This window comes from Vibrio sp. GJ43-1, from assembly GCF_055808835.1.
In genome coordinates this window covers 833,941-855,244 of record NZ_CM147885.1, presented here as the reverse complement: position 1 = coordinate 855,244, position 21,304 = coordinate 833,941, and the positions used below count along the sequence as shown (strand labels likewise).

Below are 21,304 nucleotides of genomic sequence, written 5' to 3'. Positions count from 1 at the left end.
CCCAAAATAAACAAAAGAGCCTGCCAAAATAAACTTAAGCAGGCTCTTCAAATAGGTCAGACAAACAGCGGGCTCGTTTGACTCTGTGATAGTTGAATATATGGACGGTTAGTCAAACGCTTTCTATACGATAAAGCTCGCGCCTTCTTGCGCACTCGATACGGTATTGCGCATCACTGAGAATAGGTTGCGTCCCCACTCTTGTTGTTGGGATTCTGTATCGATCACTGCTCGGCGTTCGTCCTGTCATGTCGGTCAGGTTTTCTAAGGTTCCTGTGTGACAATCTAAGCGAATAATGTCACCTTCTTGTACTAGCCCGATCACGCCACCACGCACCGCTTCTGGTGACATATGAATGGCCGATGGAATCTTACCTGAGGCGCCCGAGAGACGGCCATCAGTCACCAGTGCCACTTGGTGTCCTGCTTTTTGAATATTACCTAGAATCGGCATCAACTTATGCAGTTCAGGCATACCGTTGGCGGCTGGGCCATTATGCGTCACCACAATCATGCAATCTTGGTTAAGCTCGCCATCATGATACGCTTTTTCAACATCATGCTGAGATCGAAACACTTTAGCAGGCGCTTCAATCACCCGATAATCTTCCGATACCGCAGAGACCTTAATGACAGACGTACCCAAGTTCCCATTGAGTACCTTCGTCCCACCACTTTGACTAAACTGCTCATCAAATCGTGAGATCACGCCGCCATCCGTCGATTCCTCAACGGGTGTCCAAACCAACTCTTCACCTTGTAAACTCGGTAGTGACATTTGGTCTGCAAATGACCCAAACACAGGTTGAACATCTCGGTGCAGTAAGGATTCCGAATCTAGACGTTTCAGTAACGCAGGCACCCCACCCGCGTCATGGAAGGCATTCACATCAGCAGGACCATTGGGATACACCTTCACTAGCAATGGCACGACATCCGACAGATCACTCATATCCTGCCACGTTAGAATAATACCTGCCGCTTTTGCCACCGCGACCATATGAATGGTGTGATTCGTTGAACCGCCAGACGCAAGCAGTGCGATAACACCATTAACGATATTCTTTTCATCCACCACTTTGTATAACGGTCGATAATTTGGTGTTGCCTTCGCCATTGAGGCGATTGATACTGCCGCAGACTTCGTCAGTGCATGTCGCAGCGCGGTATCAGGTTGAACAAACGCAGAGCCTGGTAACATCAATCCCATGGATTCAAAAACAAGCTGATTGGTATTGGCAGTACCATAAAAGGTGCAGGTTCCCGGTGAATGATAGGCGCTGCATTCCATCTTTAATAACGCATCGTCACCCAATTCACCCGAAACATATTTCTGGCGAACATCGACTTTTTCTTCGTTACTTATGCCCGTTTTCATTGGTCCTGCAGGCACAAAAGCCGTGGGTAAGTGACCGTAAGTCAATGCCCCCATCAATTGCCCTGGGGCAATTTTGTCACAGATACTTAACAGTAATGTTGAATCAAATACATTGTGACTCAGCGAAATCGCCGTGGCTTGTGCAATCACATCGCGCGAGAAAAGTGACATGTCCATGCCCGGTTGACCTTGAGTTACGCCATCACACATAGCTGGTACAACACCCGCAACTTGCGCCGTATGCCCGTATTCAGCCAGCGCCACTTTAATTTCTTGTGGGTAGCCTAAGTATGGCTGATGGGCGCTCAACATATCATTGTACGACGACACTAAGCCGACGTTAGAGCGAGTAAAATTAAGTATTTGGTCCTTTTCACTCTGACAAGAGGCGGCAACCGCATGAGCCAAGTTACCGCACGACAACTGAGTTCGGCCTTTGCCTAGCGACTCCTGACGCTTCATCGCTTCAAGATATTGCCCACGGAGTACTTTACTACGCTCAATAATGCGAGCCGTTACTTCTCTTACTACTTGATTAGTCACGCGCAACCTCCAAAGCAACCGCCGCTCGTTCAACGACCTCTTCCATCGTGCAATCAATATCCACAATAACGGTCTGAGGCTCCGCATCAGGGCGCTCTAAAACATCAAACTGGCTTCTCACCATGTTTTCTTTCATAAAGTGACCAGAGCGATTACGCATACGTTCAAGAATAAGGTCATAGCTGCCATCAAGGAATAAGAAGGTAACATGTTCATTCCCTTCCCGAATTTGATCGCGGTAGTGTTGTTTCAATGCGGAGCAAACAATAATGCCATGCTCATTTTTACTCTCTAGGCTATAAGCCGCATCACGAATGCGCTCTAACCACGGGGCACGGTCATCATCATTGAGTGGTTCACCCGATGCCATTTTTTGAATGTTTGCTCGTGGGTGTAAATCATCACCATCAATAAATTTTCGACCTAGCTTCTGCGCTAGCATTGCTCCAATGGTGCTTTTCCCTGATGCACATACGCCCATCACTATTACACTACTACCCGCCATAATCTCTTCTCCTATCCAAGTTTGCGCTGGATCCCAATTTTTGAATTAACTCGTAAATATGGGTTTATCTTATTCGTGTTATCGGTAACATGTTACCCGTAACTTAAATAAATGTGAACTATAACACAATTAATATTCCTAAAGGTGAACACATGGAACAACTAGCCCAAGGTACAGATCCTACCTACCTATTGACCGTGGCGGTGCTTGCAGTCGCGGCATTGTTACTGCTTATTATTAAACTCAAAATTCATGCATTTGCGTCCCTAACACTCGTGAGTTTAGGCACTGCGATCGCGACCAAGTGTTTCTTCTGACCAAGTCGTACCAACCATGATGGGTGGCTTTGGTGGCACACTAGCTTCCGTTGCTTTATTAGTTGGCTTAGGCGCCATGATTGGTAAGATTTTAGAAGTGACGGGGGGCGCAAAAGTCCTCGCCGATACGCTTATTGGTCGATTTGGAGAAGAGAAAGCCCCCTTTGCTTTAGGTGTCGCTTCTTTGCTATTTGGTTTCCCTATCTTCTTTGATGCGGGTCTGGTCGTGATGATGCCAATCATCTTTAGTGTTGCGAAACGCTTTGGTGGTTCACCAATCAAATACGCCCTACCTTCTGCTGGCGCGTTTGCCGTAATGCATGCCTTTGTCCCGCCACACCCAGGGCCAGTTGCTGCGGCCGATCTTCTTGGCGCTAACATCGGTCTATTATTATTTGTTGGTATCTTAGTTGCGATTCCTACTTGGTACTTTGGTGCGTACTTATTTGGCTTATACGCGGGTAAAAAATTCGATATCCCACTGTCTAAAGCCTTCTTTAACTCTGACGCGATCATCGACGAGTCTAAACTGCCAAACTTCGCAACAGTACTCATGATTCTTGTACTCCCTGTATTCCTTATCTTTATGGATACGGGTCTAAACACGCTTGCGGTTGCTGGCGTGATTGACGGTACATCACCACTCGTTGAATTCTTAAGAATGCTGGGTAAAACACCCGTTGCATTATTAATTACATTGCTGGTTTGTTTGGCTGTTTTTGCCAAAGACTACGGCATGAAGAAACTGGAAAACCTATGTGGTGACTCTTTAGCCCCTATCTGTGCTGTTATCCTAGTAACAGGTGCTGGCGGTATGTTTGGTGGTGTATTACGTGCCAGCGGTATCGGCGATGCTTTAGCAGACGTGATGGCTGACACTGGTATGCCTGTTATTGTTGCGGCTTTTGTTATCTCTACCTGTCTTCGTGTTGCCCAAGGCTCTGCAACGGTCGCGTTAACAACAACGGCTGCCCTTGTTGCACCAATGGTTGCTGCAACCACTGGCCTAAGTGAATTAGATCTATGTTTCATCGTGATCGCTATTGCAGGCGGTGCAACCGTACTTTCTCACTTCAATGACTCAGGCTTCTGGTTAGTATCTCGCCTACTTGAAATGGATGAGAAAACGACACTTAAGACATGGACAGTGATGGAAACATTACTTGGTACGATTGCGTTTGCTATCGTCGCGACACTCAGCTTTATCCTTTAAGGTTTACTATGAAAACGCTAGAACAACAGCTAGAAGACATTCGAATCGTTCCTGTTATCGCCATCGAGGATGCGCAGCACGCGGTTCCGCTCGCCAAAGTATTGGTCGAAAATGGCCTACCTTGCGCGGAAGTGACATTTCGAACGGAAGCGGCTGCCGAGTCAATCCGCTTAATGCGTGAAGCCTACCCTGAGCTCCTTATTGGTGCAGGCACGGTGTTGAATGCACAACAGGTTGATATTGCCAAAGAAGCGGGTGCAGATTTTATCGTTAGCCCGGGGTTGAACCCAACAACGGTAAAATATTGCCAACAAGTTGGTATTGCCATTGTTCCTGGCGTCAATAATCCCAGCTTGGTTGAACAAGCCATGGAGCTGGGGCTAAAAACCGTTAAGTTCTTTCCAGCAGAACCGTCAGGTGGTGTGCCAATGCTAAAAGCGCTGTCTGCGGTTTACCCGGTTGAATTTATGCCAACGGGGGGCGTTAGCCCAAGTAATGTGGAAGACTACCTAGCGTTACCCGCTGTGCTTGCCTGTGGCGGTACATGGATGGTACCAACAAGCTTAATCAATGAAGGGAAATGGGATGAGCTAGCCGAACTAGTGAAAGCTATTTAGCACACCACTCGTCTTCGTAAGTACCAATAAAAAAGGAGCCTCGGCTCCTTTTTTATTGGTACTTACATTCAAAACATCGCATTGTATTGGCTAGCTGATTATATTGTTCCTATCAAATCCTAGCGCACCTTTAGTGCCGCGTTGAGGGCTCGACCATCTTACTGTACAGTTCCATCCAATAATCCATGATTAAACTTTTAGAATTTGATTTATTAATCGCCATCTCATAAGAAATTTGATTTTCAAGTTCCTTAACTTTCAGTCGCCGCATGCGACCACTGATGACCCACTGCTCTGCATAAAAGTCAGGTAAGAAACCAAGATAACTGCCACTTAGCACCAGAAATGCCGCGCCTTCTCTATCTGGTGACTCTGCGCATACATTAAACAGTGACCAGTCGATATTCGCTGTGGAGCTGGATTGAATCGTTGGATAATGGCTGATATCGTCAATGTTGTAATCCACTGATTTAACAGAAAATAGAGGATGGCCTACACCACAATATAAGTTCTCAATTTCAGAATAGAGCGGGAAATAATCAAAGCAATCGACCTTCTTTCCTACCTGAATAACACCAACATTCAATAAATTATTACGCAGATCAATCTCCACCTTTTTCGATGGCATCATTTGCAAATGAACCGCCACATCTGGAAATCTATCTCGCATCTGAGTAATCATGTCCGTAATAACCATTTTTTTATGGTTAATAAAATTATCGGTAATTCCAAGATAGATCTCACCTGCCGCTTTATTATGTATTCGGTTCACTTCACTGCAAAAATTTGAAATCGACATTTGCAGATCCTGAACGTGTGAATAAAATTGCTCCCCTTCACTCGTCAAAGAGAAACCTCCTCGCCCCCGATTACAAAGGTGAAGTCCCGTTCTGGTCTCTAAGTCCGAAATAGCAATACTGACCGCTGAGCGACTAATATTGAGTTCGCCCGCCGCCTGAGTAAAGCCCGACAATTCCACCACTTTGCAGAAAATTCTCATCGTTCTTAAGTCCATATTGGCTAACTGCCTAAAATAATCTCTGCTCATGAGGGGAATATCCATCCATTTTGAATGGGGATAATGTAGCACCAAATGGCCGCATGTTTACACATTGTTAACGTAAGGTTTCGTAATTGGTGATTTATCTCCTATTTCGTCGTGTGTAGATTGCTGTCATAGAAACCAACATAAAACAGGGAGACACACTATGTCATTGACCCAATCTCAATTTGACGCTCATTGGATGCCTTTTTCGAGCAATAGAGAATTCAAAAACAATCCACGTATTTTCGCATCAGCATCGGGTCACTACTTTACGGACGACAAAGGAAGGAAAATCTATGACAGCCTTTCTGGCTTATGGACGTGCGGTCTGGGTCATAATGTAATCGAAATCAATGATGCCATCAGCAAGCAATTAAAAACGTTGGATTATGCGCCAGGCTTTCAGTTTGGGCATGCAAAGTCTTTTGAGCTAGCAGAAAGAATACTTGAAATCATGCCTAATGGGCTCGATAAAGTTTTCTTTACCACGGGCGGCTCTGACGCGGTTGAAAGTGCGTTAAAAATTGCCAGAGGGTATTGGCGCAAGAAAGGCCAAGCATCAAAAACGCGCTTTGTGGGCCGAATGAAAGGCTACCATGGTGTCAACTATGGCGGCATTAGTGTTGGGGGCATTGTCGGCAACCGTTCACTCTTCGGGCAGGGTCTTGAAACCGACCATCTGAGCCACACTATGCAGGCCGCTGGTACCTTTAATAAAGGGCAACCAGAGAATGGTGCAAGTCTCGCAAATGAGCTGCTTGATATTATCGCACTGCATGATAGCTCTACGATTGCAGCAGTCATTGTTGAACCTGTTGCTTAGCTCAGCAGGCGTCATCCCTCCCCCAGCAGGGTATCTGGAAAGACTGAAAGAGATATGCGTTGAACACGATATCTTGCTCATTTTTGACGAGGTGATTTGCGCCTTTGGACGCATGGGCGCTTATAGCGCTGCCGAAGCATTTGGCGTTACCCCGGACCTAATGACAACCGCGAAACAAATTACCAACGGTGTTTTTCCATTAGGGGCGGTACTCGCACGCCAAGAAATCTATGACTGCTATATGAATAACAGCGGAGCTGAATCTGCCATTGAGCTCCCGCATGGCTACACATATTCAGCGCACCCGATCGGCTGTGCGGCTGCTTTAGCGACACTTGATTACATTCAATCTAACAATGTGATCAGTCAGGTTGAAGCGTTAAGTTCTGAATTTGAATCAAAAGTACATTCATTAGGCAACCTCAACTCAATATTGGATATTCGAAATTATGGCCTAGCCGCTGGTCTCACTATCGACTCCTCTGGTCGAATGCCAACCGATAGACCCTATGAAATCGCTATGCAGATGTGGGAGAAGGGCTTCTATACCCGCTTTGGCGGCGACACTATTCAGCTCGGCATTCCTTTCATGTCATCGTCTGATGAAATTGATTCTTTGGTTAATGCGCTTGGCGAAAGTATCGAGCAAGTCAATTAAATAGCGCTTTGGCGCACGTCACTAAATTACATTACACATCACTAAATTACATTAAAAGGGAAAAGACATGGCGAATATAGGACACTTTATTGGTGGTGCATTAGTCTCTGATTCACTAAGAGAAATACTCGAGTATACAACCCCTCAACTGGTGGCGTTGATAATACGGTTGCCGCCGCCTCGTTAGAAACAGTAAAACATGCCATTGAAAAAGCCACCAATGCCTTTCCAGCATGGCGCGATACTCCAGCTGACGAAACGCGTTAAGGTCATGCAGAACTTCAAACTGTTGCTGGATGAAAATAAAGACACCATTTGCGAGCTTATTGGTCAAGAACACGGAAAAATTGGCCATGATGCGCTCGGTGAGCTCACTCGCGGTATCGAAAATGTTGAATACACGCTGGGTATCGCTGAAAAGCTCAAAGGAGAACATTCTAACAATGTGGGACCTGATATTGACTCGTGGAGTGAATTTGCACCTGTCGGTGTCGTCGCAGGTATTACCCCATTCAACTTTCCTGCCATGGTGCCGTTGTGGATGTATCCCATCGCCATTGCATGTGGCAACTGTTTTATCTTAAAACCCTCGGAGAAAGCCCCTTCGGCACCACTATTCATCGCTAAGTTGTTGAAAGAGGCTGGCTTACCTGATGGCGTCATGAATGTCGTCAATGGTGACCATGAGGTGGTCAATGCCCTTCTCACCGATGATCGCATCAAAGCCGTTAGTTTTGTGGGTTCCACGAATGTTGCTGAGTACATCTATAAGACTGCTGCCGATAATGGCAAGCGCTGTCAGGCATTAGGCGGCGCAAAGAATCACGCCATCGTCATGCCCGACGCTGATTTGGATAATGCAGTAGAACAACTCATTGGTGCCGCCTTTGGTTCCTCTGGCGAGCGCTGTATGGCACTGTCTGTCGCCGTAGCCATTGGCGATGACGTTGCTGACAGGCTCATTGATAAACTCTCAACGGCAATGGAAGGACTTAAAGTAGGTCCTTACCATGACAATAGCGCCAACTTTGGTGCTGTGATCAGTGCTGAGCACCGTGATGCTGTGGTCGCACATATCAACAGCGCTGAAGAGCAAGGTGCGAAGATATTAATCGATGGTCGTCACACACAAGTAGACGGTTACGAAAATGGTTATTTCGTTGGCGGCACACTCATCGATAATGTGACAACTGAGATGTCTAGCTACCAAGCCGAAATCTTTGGCCCTGTGCTTCAAATCGTACGTGTCAGCTCAATGGAAGACGCAATGCGTTTAGTCAACGAACATGAATATGGAAATGGCACTTGTATTTTTACAAGAGACGGTGAGGCCGCACGATACTTTAGTAAGAATATTGAAGTAGGCATGGTTGGGATTAATATCCCGTTGCTTGATCCCTGTTTCCTACCATAGCTTTGGTGGCTGGAAGCGTTCCGTGTTTGGAGACCTTGGAGCTTACGGCCCCGACGCTGTCCGCTTTTATACCAAGAGAAAAACCATCACTCAACGTTGGCCTTCAAACGGTGTCCGTGAAGGCATCAAATTCTCATTCCCAAGTTAAGCTGTTCCTGTACCACTAACCCTAATACCAATTGGGGTTAGTCCTTTTACCACAGCAAAGCATAATATCATTTATGTTAAGGATAACGTCTATGCAGTTTCAATTACACACGACCAAAAAAGCCTTATCTCAATTATTAGTGGGGACCGTTATTACAACATTAGCGACAGCAACATTAGCGACATCCTCCGTATACGCGAAAGACTTTATACTGTCTCAATCCTATCCGACCGATCATATATTCCACATGACGGCTCAAAACTTCATGTCTAACCTCGACTCGACAGGCTCTCAGTTCAAGCCTTCTTATCATTCCGGCGGTGACCTAGGAGGTTGGGAAGCTCAATTCGAACAAACCATAGATGGCGTGATTCCAATGACCATTAGCTATGGCGCTTCTGAGTTCGATAGCCGCCTCGATTTAACATGGTTAGGCTACGTCGTTGATGACTGGGAAAGCGCCAAAGTGGCCTATGGTCCAAATGGCGACATGTTAGATATCTATAATGAAATTTTTAATGACATCGGTCTACATGCGTTAGGGATCGTCCCGACTGGTTTTGGTTCTATTGCCGTACGTAAGGGTGTGGGAAAGGTACCTGTAAACTTCCCCGAAGATGGTAAGGGCATCAAGATGAGAACGGCGACCGTTCAAATTGGGGTTGACCGATTCAATGATCTTGGCTTTGCTGCTGTACCTATCCCATATGGCGAGCTATACACCTCTTTACAACTCGGTGTTATCGATGCTCGTGCAACCGCCCCGGCAGTTGAAATCTGGCAAATGCGAGATGTTCTTGAAACCTATATCCTAACCAAAGATTACTTTGAGCAAGCGTTTTTCCTCGTCAATAAAGACTGGTGGGAAGACCTACCTTCAGATGAACAAGCGAAATTCCAACAAGCCGCAGATAAAACAATGACTTGGGTATGGAATGAAGCACAAGCCATTGATGAAGGGTACCTACAAAAAGTAAAAGATTCCGGCATCAAAGTCGTTGAACTGACAGATGACCAAATGAACAAATCAAAAAGCATTATTTACAAAAATGAGTGGCCAAAAATGGAGAAACTGGTTGGTGTCGATATTATGAAGAAAGTGACGGCCATCACCCAGCAATAGCCAAGTATTAGTCAGTATTAATAAGATCCCCGAATTGTCTTATTGGTTCCACTGAACTAACTATGAACAAGTCTTGTATGGTTGAGGGTCTTATGGGTGTTCTCTTAATCATATCGGACTTTTATTAGTCCATATCAGGCACTATTAAATAACATCGAAGTAATTAAAGTGAGGGTGTATGAGTGAGCAGAATTATTCGCGCACGGGAAAGATACTCGAATCCATAATTCGAATGCAAATAATCATAGCTTCCGTTGGCTTATCTATATTAATGTTTACGCAAGTGATTACCCGCTATTTCTTTGACTCCCCGTTTCCGGGCATCGAAGAAGTTGCCATCCTATTGGGTGTCTGGATCTATTTTCCTGCTATGGGATACGCCACAAAAACGAACGACCATATATACGGTGGTATCGTAGAGTTATTAGTCAAAGATGAATATGTACTGTCTATCATTAAATTCATCATTTCTATTATTAGTATTTTTGCCGCTACTGTATTTTGCTATTTCGCCGTTAAATATGCTTATGGTGTCTTCGACAAAGGTAGAGTTAGCATTAGTCTTCGCTGGCCTAGATATTTATGGAGCACCTCAATGGCATTTGGATTTATCGTGATGCTCACCTATTTCTGTCTGAATTCCCTACGTGAATGGAATGCAATATTAGCGATGAAAGCACTTAAAGAAAATATTGATACACGCGATATTGGTCCAGAAAATAAAGGGACATCCATATGATCACTTTCCTCATTTCGCTTCTCCTCATCGTCGTACTTTTACTCATAGGGACACCAGTGGCATTTTCATTTGGTGTTGGGGCTTTATTATTCAGCTGGTTTACTGGCAGCGACGTAGCATTTTTGTTACCACATGGATACAACACAACGGCAAGTTTTGCGTTGCTCGCCTTACCTCTATTTATTTTGGCAGGATCCATCATGGCGGAGGGCGGCATTTCTGAACGAATATTGGACTTTGTATCGGCAATAGTAGGTCGAGTGAAAGGCGGGCTTGGGGCGGTCACCGTGTTAGCTTGTGCCTTATTTGGAGCCATTTCGGGAAGCTCTTCGGCAGCCATTGCTGCGATCGGTCAAATTATGATACCCAGAATGATTCGCGAAGGCTATCCAGAGGGGTACGCCACTGCCTTAGTCGCCTCTTCTTCTGTGTTAGCGTTATTAATCCCTCCAAGCATTCCTATGATCATTTTCTCAATAACGGGCGGTTTGTCAGTCGGTGCTGCGTTTTTATCAACCATTATTCCCGGTATCTTCCTCGCAATTTGGTATTGCATTCTAAACTTTATACTGTTGAGAAAAAATGACCGTATTATGGTTCAACCCAAGACGACACTTTCTGCGTCATTCAAAGAAGTTCTGCACTCCGGGTATAACGCCTCTTTTGCTTTATTAATGCCGATCATCATTTTGGGCGTGATTTATAGCGGCATGGCAACCCCAACGGAAGCGGCAGCTATTTCAGTGGTTTATGCCGCCGTCGTGAGTGTATTCATCTATCGTGGAATGACGTTTAAGCAACTAGGTAGTGTGGCGCTTAGGGCATCGGTCATAACGGGTTCGATCATCGCAGTACTTTTCTTTTTGTTTGTCATGAGTCGAGCAATGATCATGCAAAAGATTCCGTCTGAACTTGCCGAGGCGATGCTGGGCCTTAGTGACAATAAATATGTGATTCTCTTTATGATCAACATTCTGCTTTTGCTGATCGGTATGATCGTTGATGACATTTCAGGAAGCATATTGGCAGCGGTCATTTTTTTACTGTATTACTCAGGCTTTAGGGATACACCCTATTCATTTCGCTGCAATAGTTGGTGTCAACTTAGGGTTGGGTAATGTTTCTCCACCTTGCGCACCTATGCTGTATATGGCGGGAGGTATAAGCAAACTACGACTGGATCAATACTTCAAACCAACAATAACCTTGCTGGCATTCGGACACCTTCCCGTCGTCTTCATTGTCACTTTTTTTCCTCAGATATCCCTCTACTTACCTAAATTACTAATGGGTATTTCGTAGCAATAACGCTCTATATATGCCCAGTATTTATAGAGCGCTAATTCCCATGATGGCATTTGTCGGTCAAATAGAGCGCATCGCCTGCTAATAATGCAACACAGAGCATCCGGATCTCATTCACTTCGTCACCCCATTGCCTACCGAAATAAAATCCCGTATTGTTAATAAGTTGTTTCTTCCCCCATTTAGGTGCCCTGATTATGTCACTGGATATACTGCAGCTTCTGTTACTCTTTATCGCAGGTATTTTTGGCGGGGTACTTAATTCAATTGCGGGTGGTGGCAGTTTTATTACCTTCCCGGCGTTAATTTTTGTCGGCGTTCCGCCGATTATTGCCAATGCCACCAATACCTTTGCCTCGTGTGCGGGCTACTTAAGTGGGACCTTCGCTTTTCGCCGTGAAATACTGAAAGATCGGGCTAACCTACTTAAGATCATCCTACTCAGTATAATGGGGGGATTCAGTGGTAGCTTACTTTTGATTTACACCAGTGAGCAACAATTCTTATACGCGGTACCTTGGTTATTGCTTGCTGCGACATTACTTTTTATTTTTGGCGAGAAAGCTAACCAAGCACTGCAGCGAATATCCAAAGGTAGCAACCATACTGGTTTCATTGCGCTTTTTTTATCGCTGTTTCTATTCTGTGTCGGCGTATTTGGCGGTTTTTTTAACGCGGGATTAGGTGTCATTGGGCTCAGTTATTTAGCCATTGCTGGGTACCGAGATATCAACTTAATGAACGGCCTTAAGCTGCTTATCTCGACTTGTGCATCGGCAATGGCCATTATCATTTTCATCTTTTCTGACTTACTTGATTGGTATTCTGGTATTGCTGTGATGCTCGGTACACTGACCGGTGGGTATTTTGCTGCGCATTTCTCGCAACGAGTACCTCAAATTATCGTACGACGCTTTGTTATATTTAGCTCGGTATCTATTACGCTCTATTTCTTTTTTAACACTTACCTATAAACCACGGTTATTTAGCATTGTCATTCACTGTATTTTCACAAAGTTCGGCACATTCTCTGACATTACTTTAACTTCATCGTGACTGGATATGTTACTCATATCCACTAGCCTAATAACTATCCACACGCGTTTATTTGAGGTCTACATGTCTGTACGAAGCCTTCTTCTTTTGTCTATCGTTTCTAGTGCCGTGATAGCAAAACCTGCTCCCTTTCCCACCTTGCCGAATAGTGAAGGTGACAAATTTATGGTGAGCGCCACCAACCCTTATGTCACGAGTACTGGCTATTCTATTTTGAAACAAGGGGGCAATGCGATTGATGCAATGGTCGCCATGCAGCTTGTCATGGGTGTGGTCGAACCGGATATGACCGGCATTGGTGGCGGCACGTTTGCTCTTTACTATGACAATAAAAACAAAAGCTTCACCGCTTACGACGGCCGTGATGCGGCGCCCGCCAGTGCAACGCCGGATATGTTTTTAGACAGCAATGGTCAAGCCATCAGCCGTAATGATATTCTTGGGCCACGTTCTGTCGCGATTCCTGGCACGCTCAAACTGCTTTACCGCACGCACAAGGAACATGGCAAACTCGATTGGCAACAATTGGTACAACCCGCCATCAACTACGCTGAAAATGGCTACGCGATGAACAGCTATACCTATGACATTGTGGTCCGAGAGAAAACGCGACTCATTCATGACCCAGAAATCAAGACGCTGTATTGGGACGATAAAGAAATACGCCCAACCTAGCACGAAAATGACCAACCCAAAAATGGCGGCAACACTGAAAAAGATTGCCGCTGAAGGTGACAGTTACATGTACCAAGGTGCACTTGGACAGCATATCGTCGACACCGTCAACGCTCGCCTCAAAGACAACGAGAGCAAGCTCACCCTAAAAGACTTCACCGACTACAAAGTGAAGCAGCGCGATATTGTGAAATCCAGTTACCGTGGGCACGACATCGTCTCCTTTGGTTACCCTGCCTCAGGGGGAGTATTGGTTTCTCAATCTCTGGATATGTTGGAAAAGTCCGACATTGCCAATATGCCCTATACCAATGCCGAACCATGGCGACTGATGGTTGAAGCCATGCGACTTGCAAAAGAAGATCGCATCGCCTACGCCGGGGATCCTAGCTATGTCGATACACCAGTAAAAGAGCTGCTAGCCGAGGGTTACATCGATGACCGCTATGAAATGATCCCAGAAGAAGGCGCAGGGAAATCCAAAGACATCACACCTGGAAAGGTGAGCGATACGGTTCCTGCTAATCATGAAGGATTTGAAAGCCAAGATACCGGGCATATATCGATTGTCGATAGTGAAGGCAATGCCATAGCCATGACCAGTACTGTTGGCACCGGGATGGGTTCGGGTGTGATGGTTGATGGTGTATTACTCAATGCGCAAATGGCCAATTTTTCTTCTATCCCAACGCTTAATGGTAAGCCAGTTCAAAATGCCATTGAAGCAGGTAAACGCCCACGATCAGCCATCACCCCTCTTATGGTGATGGATCCAGACGGCAAACTAAGATTGGTTGTTGGTAGCCCAGGTAGTTCACAGATCCCTGGCTACGTACTGAAAACCATTGTGGGGGTGTTAGATTGGGATCTGTCAGCTCAAGCCGCTATCGACTTACCCAATATTCAATACGGCACCAAGATTGACCGAACCAAACCTTACAACCCAACTGGGCTATTGGTTGAAAAACGCACTTTTGCTGAATCACTTGTGCCTGAATTTACTGAGATGGGATACAAGGTTCACGTTATTCCTGTTGTGAGTGGGCTGAATGCCATTGAGCTAAAAGACGGTAAAATTTACGGCGCGTCAGACCGACGCCGTGCATCGACGTCATTGGGTGAATAGTCATTCTCGCGTCCAAAAAATACTGGTTAGCACTGGCGTGCTAACCTATTTCAGAAGATTCATAGCCTTTGCTTGCTCATAGCGGAATGCCGCCTTCCTTAACTCCTACCGTCCCATAACGTAAAAAAAGCCGAGCTTTCGCTCGGCTTTGGTATGTCATCGCTTGGGAAGAGTCGATGAAATTCTACATTGTTATCGATTAAACGATACGTAGACCGCCTTGAGCGATAGCAAAACGACGGGCACGTGTGTAAGACAGCGCGTTGGTGATACCTTCGCCAGTAGGGCCTGCGATTGTGAACGTTGACGTACCTTCTGCGTTGTAACCAACACCAGATAATGTTGGGCCGTTGTGAGCGAAGATAGTTGTGTTGATTGCGCGACCAAATTTAGTCACATTCTCAATGTTACCTGAGTAGATACAAGAAGAGTGCTTGTTGCCACGCTCTGCCGCGACTGCGCGCTCGATAGCTTCGTCGATATTGGCACAACGAACCACTGGAAGTACTGGCATCATTTGCTCAACGTGCACCAGTGGGTGATCGTTCTCTACCACCATAACTGCAAGGCGAGTTTCAGACTCTATACCGATAGATTTCAAAATATCACTAGCATCTTGGCCAACGTGCTCTTTAACTGGGTGCCATACGCGTGCAATTTCTTGAGCGGTACAAGGCTTAGCACCATCGATTTCATCCATCGTTAGAATTTCAGAAGTTAACTTCTCGGCTTCTTCTGCAGAAAGTACATAAGCGCCTGTTGCTTCGAGTTTCGCTAGGAACTCATCAGCCACTGAATCTTCAACGAAAACTTCTTTCTCACCAATACATAGTAGATTGTTGTCAAATGAAGCGCCGCCGTATACACCAGCCGCTGCTAGGTCTAAGTTAGCAGAAGCGTCTACGATGACGGGTGGGTTACCCGCGCCAGCACCGATACCTTTCTTACCAGATTGTAGAATCGCTTTTACTAGACCAGGGCCACCCGTGCCAACGAGCATGTTGATAAGTGGCGATTTAGCAATCTCATTCAATGTTTCTAGCGTAGGCTCTTTTACCATCGTAATGAGGTTAGCAGGGCCGCCCGCTTCAACGATCGTCTTGTTTAGCATGTCGATCATCACCGCTGAAACCACTTTTGAAGATGGGTGAACGTTGAACGTGACCGCATTACCAGACGCAAGCATAGAGATAGCGTTGTTAATGATCGTTTCTGTTGGGTTAGTCACTGGCGTCACTGCGCCAATCACCCCGTATGGTGCACGCTCTTCTAGAGAGATACCGTGATCACCTGACCATACTTTCGTTTCTAGTACTTCTGTACCCGGTGTTTTTAGCGCCGCCAATTGATGCTTCGCCACTTTTTCTTCTACACGGCCTAGCTTTGTTTCTTCACGAACCATTTTTGCAAAGTCTTCTGCACGCGCCAATACTGCTCCACGAATGGCAGTCAGGATGGCTTCGCGGCTTTCTTTTGTCGACGTTGCGTAAAATTCTACTTGAGCTTTGTGAGTTGCTTCAATCGCAGCATCCACTGTCGCGAATACACCTTTAGCGTTATTGATATCAAAAGACATAGTCATTACCTCATAAAGATTCAGTGGCTAGGCACTGTAGTTAATTCGTTTAGCCTTAAACTGGCCAATTGCCTTCAATTGAAGTTAGGAATCCGTTGAGCACTTCAAGAGAGTGGTTGCAATTTAATCGAATAGACTGCGAGAGTAACGTCACCCAGCGTCAATATTATTGAACGAAATGTAACGTATTTGTGATCTAAATCGGGTTGGAAATTTGACATACATAAGAATATAAGATGTTAGCGACAAAAATCACCATAACTCAGAGAGCACTGAGTTACAAAGGTATAACGTATACAAGATACCGTTACAATGTAAGTAAAATACTCAAATACAATGCACATAAAATACAACTCATAAGCCCAAATGATGGCAGGCCCAACATTTTAGTAACAAGAAAACTCGGAGTGAGTAAGTTATTTTGACGCTGAGTGACATGTTGCTAATACAGATAATCGCTAGAATTGTCAGCAGTTAAATCAATAATGAATTTGAACTCCAATTCGACAGAGGCAGCATATGAAGCATCAAGATCGTTTAGCAGAATCGGTAAACCACTTAAGCATTGTCCTAGAAGAACAACAGCAGCTTCTTAAAGAACACAAAGCAAATATGAACTACGCTGAACGTCTTGATAATATTCTTACTCCTACTGACGAGCTCACCACTCAAGGCGACGACCTATACATCGGCGGTTGCAAAGCCTCTGATCTTATCGAGCAATACGGTAGCCCGCTTTTCGTGCTAAGCGAAGACACACTGCGTAACAACCTACGTCGTGTTAAGAACGCTTTCGGCAACTACTGGCCAAAGCCTGTAAACGTTATGTTTGCTATCAAATCAAACACTAACTTCGCGGTTCGTGCTATTTGTAACGAAGAAGGCGTAGGCGGTGACTGTTTTGGTCCTGGTGAAGTGGAAGCGACTCACTACGCTGGCGCGGATCCAAAAACGATTGCACTTAACGGCACGGTTAAGCCTGAGCTTGCTATCCGTAAAGCGATTGAATACGGCTACGCGGTTCACCTAGATTCTTACGAAGAAATTGAAATTGTTGAGCGTATTGCTCGCGACGTGAAGCCAACTGAAAAAGTTCGCATCGCGGTTCGCCTAAAAGTGATCCCTGACGATTTCTTTAACGACTTCGAACCAGATGCTTACCCGTTCCCTAACTTCATCGGCGCGATGAAATGGATCAAATTCGGCCTTCTTAAAGAAGAAGCGAAGAAGATTGTTAACCGCGTGAAAGAAATCGATGTATTTGAATTCTACGGTTTCCACACTCACCTAGGTCGCTTCTCTAAGCAGCCTGAAGGTTGGGATGCGCTTTACCGCGAATACGCACGTAACATCATTGAGATCTCTCGTGAGTGTGGCGTGCAACCTTTCCAATGTGACCTAGGCGGCGGTTGGCCACGTGAGCGTGAGCCAGAGTGTCGCAGCAAAGAGCATATGATGAACTCAAATACTATCGAAGACTACGCGAAAATCGTCTGTGCCTGAGTATGCTTGAAGAGTTCAACAAAGAAGGCTTTGAAGTGCCACAACTGTGGCTTGAGCCTGGCCGTTACATTGCAGGTAACATCGGTACACTGCTAACGTCTGTCTACGTGGTAAAAGATGACCAAGAGATGGATTACACGTACACCATGGTGGACGCGTCGACTTACCTAGCAACGCTAGTGGAATCTCAAGAGTCTAAGAACCCAGTACTTCCAGCGAACAAGATGACACAACCGCTTGTTGATAGAACCACTGAAATCGCAGGCCCTATCTGCATCCCATCTATTTGGGAAAGCGGCGCACGCATGCCTAAGCTGGTACCAAACGACGTACTGGCTATTATGGATGTGGGTCACTACGCAGAGTCTCAAGCAAGCCAGTTCAACTCGCTACCACGCCCTGCAACGGTACTGGTTAAAGACGGTGAAGCTGAGCTAATCAAACGCGCAGAAACAGTAGAAGATGTATTTGCAACGCAAATCCTTCCAGAGCGTTTTGTAAAAGCAAAAGCTGAGATTGAAAAGAAAATGGCTCCAGTGAAAAAGCCAGTTCGTAAAGTGACAGCCAAAAAAACTGCGACTAAGTCGGCAACCAAAACGGCGACAAAAAAACCTGCGGCCAAAAAAGCTGCGGCCAAAAAGCCAGTAGCTCGCCGCGTATCTCCCCGTAGCTCTGACAAGATATAATCCCTCGCTATTGGGGAAAAAGAAATGTAATCAAAGCGTCTAGCTAAATAGCAGACGCTTTTTTATTTGTATATTTGGCGAAAAGTAAGGTTAATTCTGGGGTCAACATATCGAGCTGTCTTTGGAACACAATGCTTCCAGTGACGTTGTAACTCCCCTGCCATGACCAGTAAACTACCAGCAGGCAAGTCAATAATAACTTTTTGTTTAGTGGCATTATGTTTTAAGGAAAATCGACGAGTTGCGCCAAAGCTTAACGACGCAATCACAGGTTGCTCTCCGAGTTCAGGTTCATTATCGCTGTGCCATCCATTCGAATCTTGACCTGTCCGATATAGATTCGCGAGGACGGAGTTAAATGGACACTCAGCCACCGTTTCGCAACGATGGCGTAAGTCTTGTAGTACATCAATCCAAGGAAGAGGATCCAGTTTTAAATTCGAATACTGATAGCTCGCGTCGCCATACCATGCTTGTAAGCGAGGAATCGTTACCCGCTTACCAAACATCAGAACTTTATCTTCTCGCCACGTTAAGTCATGATAAAGCGCATCAAACACACTGTTCGATTCCAGTGGGTTAATAAAATTGGGAATCCACAACACGCTTCCATTCGGGAGGTCCGTCCATTCTCCTTCATTTATTGATAATTCTTTAGAAAGCGATTTTTCAATCATAAAACTTGCTACCTATTTATCCAAAGAGACCTAGTTGGCGGAAACGGCTCCTTGAACGATCAAGGATAAGATACGCACCGTTGTTTGTAGTGTAATGACCCTGACTGGTCCATCTATCGGAAAGTTCAAAGAATCCATTAAGTATAAGGGTCATCGAGTGACGTGACAGTATGAATAGGAACGCATCATAAAACACTTGGCGGGTTGCTGGGGCTTTTTATTTTTTGGGAGCATGAATTAGAGCTTTGGATTCAGTGCACTTCCATTGCACTTTCATCGTAGAAAACACCGATTAATCCCGCGTTTAGTTACTCGCTTCAAACGTAAAGCCCGCGTATTCTCGCCACTCAGCAATGTCACGAGGATCACCAAATTGACGGAAGAAACGAACAGAACTTTGTGGTGCTTTACAATCCAGTTGATCCTGGCAGTAATTGGTTAACTTGTAGTGACTTTGATAACCGTCAACCCAAGCATCATAAGCAATATGCGACTGTTTCCAGAACAGATGGTCAACCTGCCCTTTAGTGGCAAGAAACGGATAACTTGGTTTTGTTTGCTGCGTAGAATAAACCGCATGACCAATCAGGTTGACTAATTTTGATAAGCAATCTGCTCCAATATCTTCAATTGTTAGTGTTTTAATCTTATTGAGATCGTCCCCAACAATTGACGCGACACGATTCACCAAAAATTCCATATCAATATGAGATTGTAACTCGTAAGCAAGCCAATTGAGTCGTTCGCCAATCTCATCGAGGTATTCTTGCCTAGTAAATTCGCCTTCTCGTAATGCTTTAGAGTACTGCGCGACGTTAGGGTTCTTACGCGCTAAGTATTCCTGAAGTTCCGGATAGTCTGTCAACGACCCATGACTTTTAGAGAGAACCTCCAATAGCGCGTCTTGATTAACCAATAACCTACCAAACTCATTTTTAGCGCTCTCGTTCATAATAGACCTCATTAATGATTTCAGGTCATGATATATACACTACGCTAGATTTTCAATACATTTATAAACATCAAGAATGAATCCCAGCCAAGTGATGGGTGAGAGAAATAACAGAAAGGAGGGACTCGCAAAGCGGTGATCGAGGCAATTAGAGCTCTCGACCACTGCCTCAAGAGCTCAATGCGATGTCACACACTCATAAATTTGCGAGATTAAGCCGATACTAATTCATTGCCCGACAATTCATTGGTCATAAAGCAACCGACATTATTTAATGTGGTCTCTGCAATGCTCTCTAGTGCTTCATGAGTGAGGAAAGCTTGGTGCCCTGTAAATAAAACATTGTGGCAGGCTGATAAACGCCTAAACACATCATCAACAATGACGTCGTTAGACTTATCTTGGAAGAAAAGGTCTTTTTCATTATCGTACACATCTAACCCAAGTGAACCAATTCTTCCAGATTTGAGTGCTTCGATAGCCGCCGAAGAATCCAACAATTCTCCTCTGCTGGTATTAATGATCATGACTCCCGCCTTCATTGAATTGAAGGCCTGTTCATTTAAGAGGTGAAAATTATCTTCTGTCATTGGGCAATGTAAAGAGATGACATCACAGGCTTTAAATAAGGCATCTTTACTACAATACGTTGCGCCAAGCTCAAGAGCTGCCGGGTTTTCGTAGGGGTCAAAGCACAGCAGTTTCATACCAAACCCCTTTAAAATGCGCATGGTCGCAATGCCAATTTTACCAGTACCGATAATACCCGCCGTTTTGCCATGCAAATTAAACCCAACCAACCCATCCAGGGAAAAATTTGCATCTCGGGTGCGTTGATACGCTTTGTGAAAGCGTCGGTTTAGCGTCATCATAAGACCAACAGCATGCTCTGCTACGGCTTCAGGTGAATAGGCAGGAACCCGCACCACTTGCAGTCCAAGCTCTTTCGCGGCTAATAAGTCAACTTTATCAAACCCCGCACATCGCATAGCCACCAACTTCACACCTTCAGATTTGAGCTCAACTAACACCTCTCGCGACAAGTCGTCATTAACAAACGCACACACGACCTCACTGCCGCGTGCCATTTTGGCGGTTTTTGGGGTCAGCCTAAAGTCGTGAAAGTGCAAATCAAAGTCAAACGCTTGATTAACTTTACTGAACGATGCTTGGTCATAAGATTTGGCACTAAAAAAGGCAATAGAATTCATAATCAATCTCTCTG

Annotated in this window: 16 protein-coding genes and 4 pseudogenes; 13 read left to right on the top strand and 7 right to left on the bottom strand. The window is 45.2% G+C overall.

The window, feature by feature from the left end; all coding sequences use genetic code 11:
* Positions 1-123: 123 nt before the first annotated feature.
* Positions 124-1,921, bottom strand: a pseudogene (gene edd / locus AC0L66_RS21155) (phosphogluconate dehydratase).
* Positions 1,914-2,426, bottom strand: a complete 513-nt coding sequence (locus AC0L66_RS21150; RefSeq protein WP_473570795.1) for a gluconokinase — start codon at positions 2,424-2,426, stop codon at positions 1,914-1,916. The pseudogene edd and the gene AC0L66_RS21150 overlap by 8 nt, the downstream one beginning before the upstream one ends.
* 152 nt (positions 2,427-2,578) lie before the next feature.
* On the opposite strand from AC0L66_RS21150, the pseudogene AC0L66_RS21145 reads away from it, so the two are divergent.
* Together AC0L66_RS21145 and AC0L66_RS21140 are read left to right on the top strand one after the other, a co-directional pair.
* Positions 2,579-3,956 (top strand): annotated as a pseudogene (locus AC0L66_RS21145) (GntP family permease).
* A gap of 8 nt (positions 3,957-3,964) precedes the next feature.
* Positions 3,965-4,573, top strand: a complete 609-nt coding sequence (locus AC0L66_RS21140) for a bifunctional 4-hydroxy-2-oxoglutarate aldolase/2-dehydro-3-deoxy-phosphogluconate aldolase (protein ID WP_473570793.1) — start codon at positions 3,965-3,967, stop codon at positions 4,571-4,573.
* Positions 4,574-4,703: 130 nt separating this feature from the next.
* Here AC0L66_RS21140 and AC0L66_RS21135 read toward each other — a convergent pair whose 3' ends face one another.
* Complete coding sequence (locus tag AC0L66_RS21135) at positions 4,704-5,621, bottom strand: LysR family transcriptional regulator (protein WP_473570791.1); 918 nt, start codon at positions 5,619-5,621, stop codon at positions 4,704-4,706.
* A gap of 160 nt (positions 5,622-5,781) precedes the next feature.
* Here AC0L66_RS21135 and AC0L66_RS21130 point away from each other — a divergent pair, with 160 nt between their 5' ends.
* The 9 genes and pseudogenes from AC0L66_RS21130 to ggt all read left to right on the top strand — a co-directional run bounded on the left by AC0L66_RS21130 (position 5,782) and on the right by ggt (position 14,685).
* Positions 5,782-6,441: an aminotransferase class III-fold pyridoxal phosphate-dependent enzyme gene (locus AC0L66_RS21130; RefSeq protein WP_473570790.1), complete on the top strand. Its 660-nt coding sequence runs from the start codon at positions 5,782-5,784 to the stop codon at positions 6,439-6,441.
* Positions 6,425-7,099: an aminotransferase class III-fold pyridoxal phosphate-dependent enzyme gene (locus tag AC0L66_RS21125; protein ID WP_473570787.1), complete on the top strand. Its 675-nt coding sequence runs from the start codon at positions 6,425-6,427 to the stop codon at positions 7,097-7,099. The genes AC0L66_RS21130 and AC0L66_RS21125 overlap by 17 nt, the downstream gene beginning before the upstream one ends.
* Positions 7,100-7,166: 67 nt before the next feature.
* Positions 7,167-8,661 (top strand): annotated as a pseudogene (locus tag AC0L66_RS21120) (CoA-acylating methylmalonate-semialdehyde dehydrogenase).
* A 91-nt stretch (positions 8,662-8,752) separates the two neighbouring features.
* A complete protein-coding gene (gene dctP, locus AC0L66_RS21115; protein WP_473570785.1) occupies positions 8,753-9,784 on the top strand; it encodes a TRAP transporter substrate-binding protein DctP in 1,032 nt (343 codons plus the stop codon).
* Between the two features lie 178 nt (positions 9,785-9,962).
* Positions 9,963-10,523, top strand: a complete 561-nt coding sequence (locus AC0L66_RS21110) for a TRAP transporter small permease (RefSeq protein WP_473570783.1) — start codon at positions 9,963-9,965, stop codon at positions 10,521-10,523.
* Positions 10,520-11,641: a TRAP transporter large permease gene (locus AC0L66_RS21105; protein WP_473570782.1), complete on the top strand. Its 1,122-nt coding sequence runs from the start codon at positions 10,520-10,522 to the stop codon at positions 11,639-11,641. Before AC0L66_RS21110 ends, AC0L66_RS21105 begins: the two co-directional genes overlap by 4 nt.
* Positions 11,526-11,825 carry a TRAP transporter large permease subunit gene (locus AC0L66_RS21100; RefSeq protein ID WP_473570780.1) on the top strand — a complete coding sequence of 100 codons (300 nt, stop codon included), beginning with the start codon at positions 11,526-11,528 and terminating at the stop codon, positions 11,823-11,825. Before AC0L66_RS21105 ends, AC0L66_RS21100 begins: the two co-directional genes overlap by 116 nt.
* 200 nt (positions 11,826-12,025) lie before the next feature.
* The gene (locus AC0L66_RS21095; protein ID WP_265674207.1) at positions 12,026-12,802 is read left to right on the top strand and encodes a sulfite exporter TauE/SafE family protein; all 777 of its coding nucleotides are present in this window, start codon (positions 12,026-12,028) and stop codon (positions 12,800-12,802) included.
* A gap of 145 nt (positions 12,803-12,947) precedes the next feature.
* Positions 12,948-14,685: pseudogene (gene ggt, locus AC0L66_RS21090) on the top strand (gamma-glutamyltransferase).
* A gap of 199 nt (positions 14,686-14,884) precedes the next feature.
* Here the strand turns inward: ggt and AC0L66_RS21085 are convergent.
* Positions 14,885-16,261 carry an aldehyde dehydrogenase gene (locus AC0L66_RS21085; RefSeq protein ID WP_265674209.1) on the bottom strand — a complete coding sequence of 459 codons (1,377 nt, stop codon included), beginning with the start codon at positions 16,259-16,261 and terminating at the stop codon, positions 14,885-14,887.
* A gap of 519 nt (positions 16,262-16,780) precedes the next feature.
* Here AC0L66_RS21085 and AC0L66_RS21080 point away from each other — a divergent pair.
* Together AC0L66_RS21080 and AC0L66_RS21075 are read left to right on the top strand one after the other, a co-directional pair.
* Positions 16,781-17,764, top strand: coding sequence for a hypothetical protein (locus tag AC0L66_RS21080; protein ID WP_473570778.1), 984 nt, complete (start codon positions 16,781-16,783; stop codon positions 17,762-17,764).
* A gap of 2 nt (positions 17,765-17,766) precedes the next feature.
* The gene (locus tag AC0L66_RS21075; RefSeq protein WP_473570776.1) at positions 17,767-18,450 is read left to right on the top strand and encodes a hypothetical protein; all 684 of its coding nucleotides are present in this window, start codon (positions 17,767-17,769) and stop codon (positions 18,448-18,450) included.
* Between the two features lie 62 nt (positions 18,451-18,512).
* On the opposite strand, the gene AC0L66_RS21070 is transcribed toward AC0L66_RS21075, so the two are convergent.
* From AC0L66_RS21070 to AC0L66_RS21060, 3 genes are all read right to left on the bottom strand, one after another.
* On the bottom strand, positions 18,513-19,127 hold the full coding sequence (locus AC0L66_RS21070) for an alpha-ketoglutarate-dependent dioxygenase AlkB family protein (RefSeq protein ID WP_473570774.1): 615 nt from the start codon (positions 19,125-19,127) through the stop codon (positions 18,513-18,515).
* A gap of 304 nt (positions 19,128-19,431) precedes the next feature.
* Positions 19,432-20,079 (bottom strand): hypothetical protein, encoded by a 648-nt coding sequence (locus AC0L66_RS21065; RefSeq protein WP_265674217.1) that lies wholly within the window; start codon positions 20,077-20,079, stop codon positions 19,432-19,434.
* Positions 20,080-20,291: 212 nt separating this feature from the next.
* On the bottom strand, positions 20,292-21,290 hold the full coding sequence (locus tag AC0L66_RS21060) for a 2-hydroxyacid dehydrogenase (protein ID WP_473570773.1): 999 nt from the start codon (positions 21,288-21,290) through the stop codon (positions 20,292-20,294).
* Between the last annotated feature and the right edge of the window lie 14 nt (positions 21,291-21,304).

What these genes read in the sequence shown, in the direction of transcription:
- AC0L66_RS21130 (WP_473570790.1), top strand. Translation starts at nt 5,782, where the DNA reads ATGTCATTGACCCAATCTCAATTTGACGCTCATTGGATGCCTTTTTCG.
- AC0L66_RS21060 (WP_473570773.1), bottom strand. Translation starts at nt 21,290, where the DNA reads ATGAATTCTATTGCCTTTTTTAGTGCCAAATCTTATGACCAAGCATCG.
- AC0L66_RS21065 (WP_265674217.1), bottom strand. Translation starts at nt 20,079, where the DNA reads ATGAACGAGAGCGCTAAAAATGAGTTTGGTAGGTTATTGGTTAATCAA.
- AC0L66_RS21080 (WP_473570778.1), top strand. Translation starts at nt 16,781, where the DNA reads ATGAAGCATCAAGATCGTTTAGCAGAATCGGTAAACCACTTAAGCATT.
- AC0L66_RS21150 (WP_473570795.1), bottom strand. Translation starts at nt 2,426, where the DNA reads ATGGCGGGTAGTAGTGTAATAGTGATGGGCGTATGTGCATCAGGGAAA.
- AC0L66_RS21100 (WP_473570780.1), top strand. Translation starts at nt 11,526, where the DNA reads ATGACATTTCAGGAAGCATATTGGCAGCGGTCATTTTTTTACTGTATT.
- AC0L66_RS21135 (WP_473570791.1), bottom strand. Translation starts at nt 5,621, where the DNA reads ATGAGCAGAGATTATTTTAGGCAGTTAGCCAATATGGACTTAAGAACG.
- AC0L66_RS21095 (WP_265674207.1), top strand. Translation starts at nt 12,026, where the DNA reads ATGTCACTGGATATACTGCAGCTTCTGTTACTCTTTATCGCAGGTATT.
- AC0L66_RS21110 (WP_473570783.1), top strand. Translation starts at nt 9,963, where the DNA reads ATGAGTGAGCAGAATTATTCGCGCACGGGAAAGATACTCGAATCCATA.
- AC0L66_RS21105 (WP_473570782.1), top strand. Translation starts at nt 10,520, where the DNA reads ATGATCACTTTCCTCATTTCGCTTCTCCTCATCGTCGTACTTTTACTC.
- dctP (WP_473570785.1), top strand. Translation starts at nt 8,753, where the DNA reads ATGCAGTTTCAATTACACACGACCAAAAAAGCCTTATCTCAATTATTA.
- AC0L66_RS21140 (WP_473570793.1), top strand. Translation starts at nt 3,965, where the DNA reads ATGAAAACGCTAGAACAACAGCTAGAAGACATTCGAATCGTTCCTGTT.
- AC0L66_RS21070 (WP_473570774.1), bottom strand. Translation starts at nt 19,127, where the DNA reads ATGATTGAAAAATCGCTTTCTAAAGAATTATCAATAAATGAAGGAGAA.
- AC0L66_RS21085 (WP_265674209.1), bottom strand. Translation starts at nt 16,261, where the DNA reads ATGTCTTTTGATATCAATAACGCTAAAGGTGTATTCGCGACAGTGGAT.
- AC0L66_RS21075 (WP_473570776.1), top strand. Translation starts at nt 17,767, where the DNA reads ATGCTTGAAGAGTTCAACAAAGAAGGCTTTGAAGTGCCACAACTGTGG.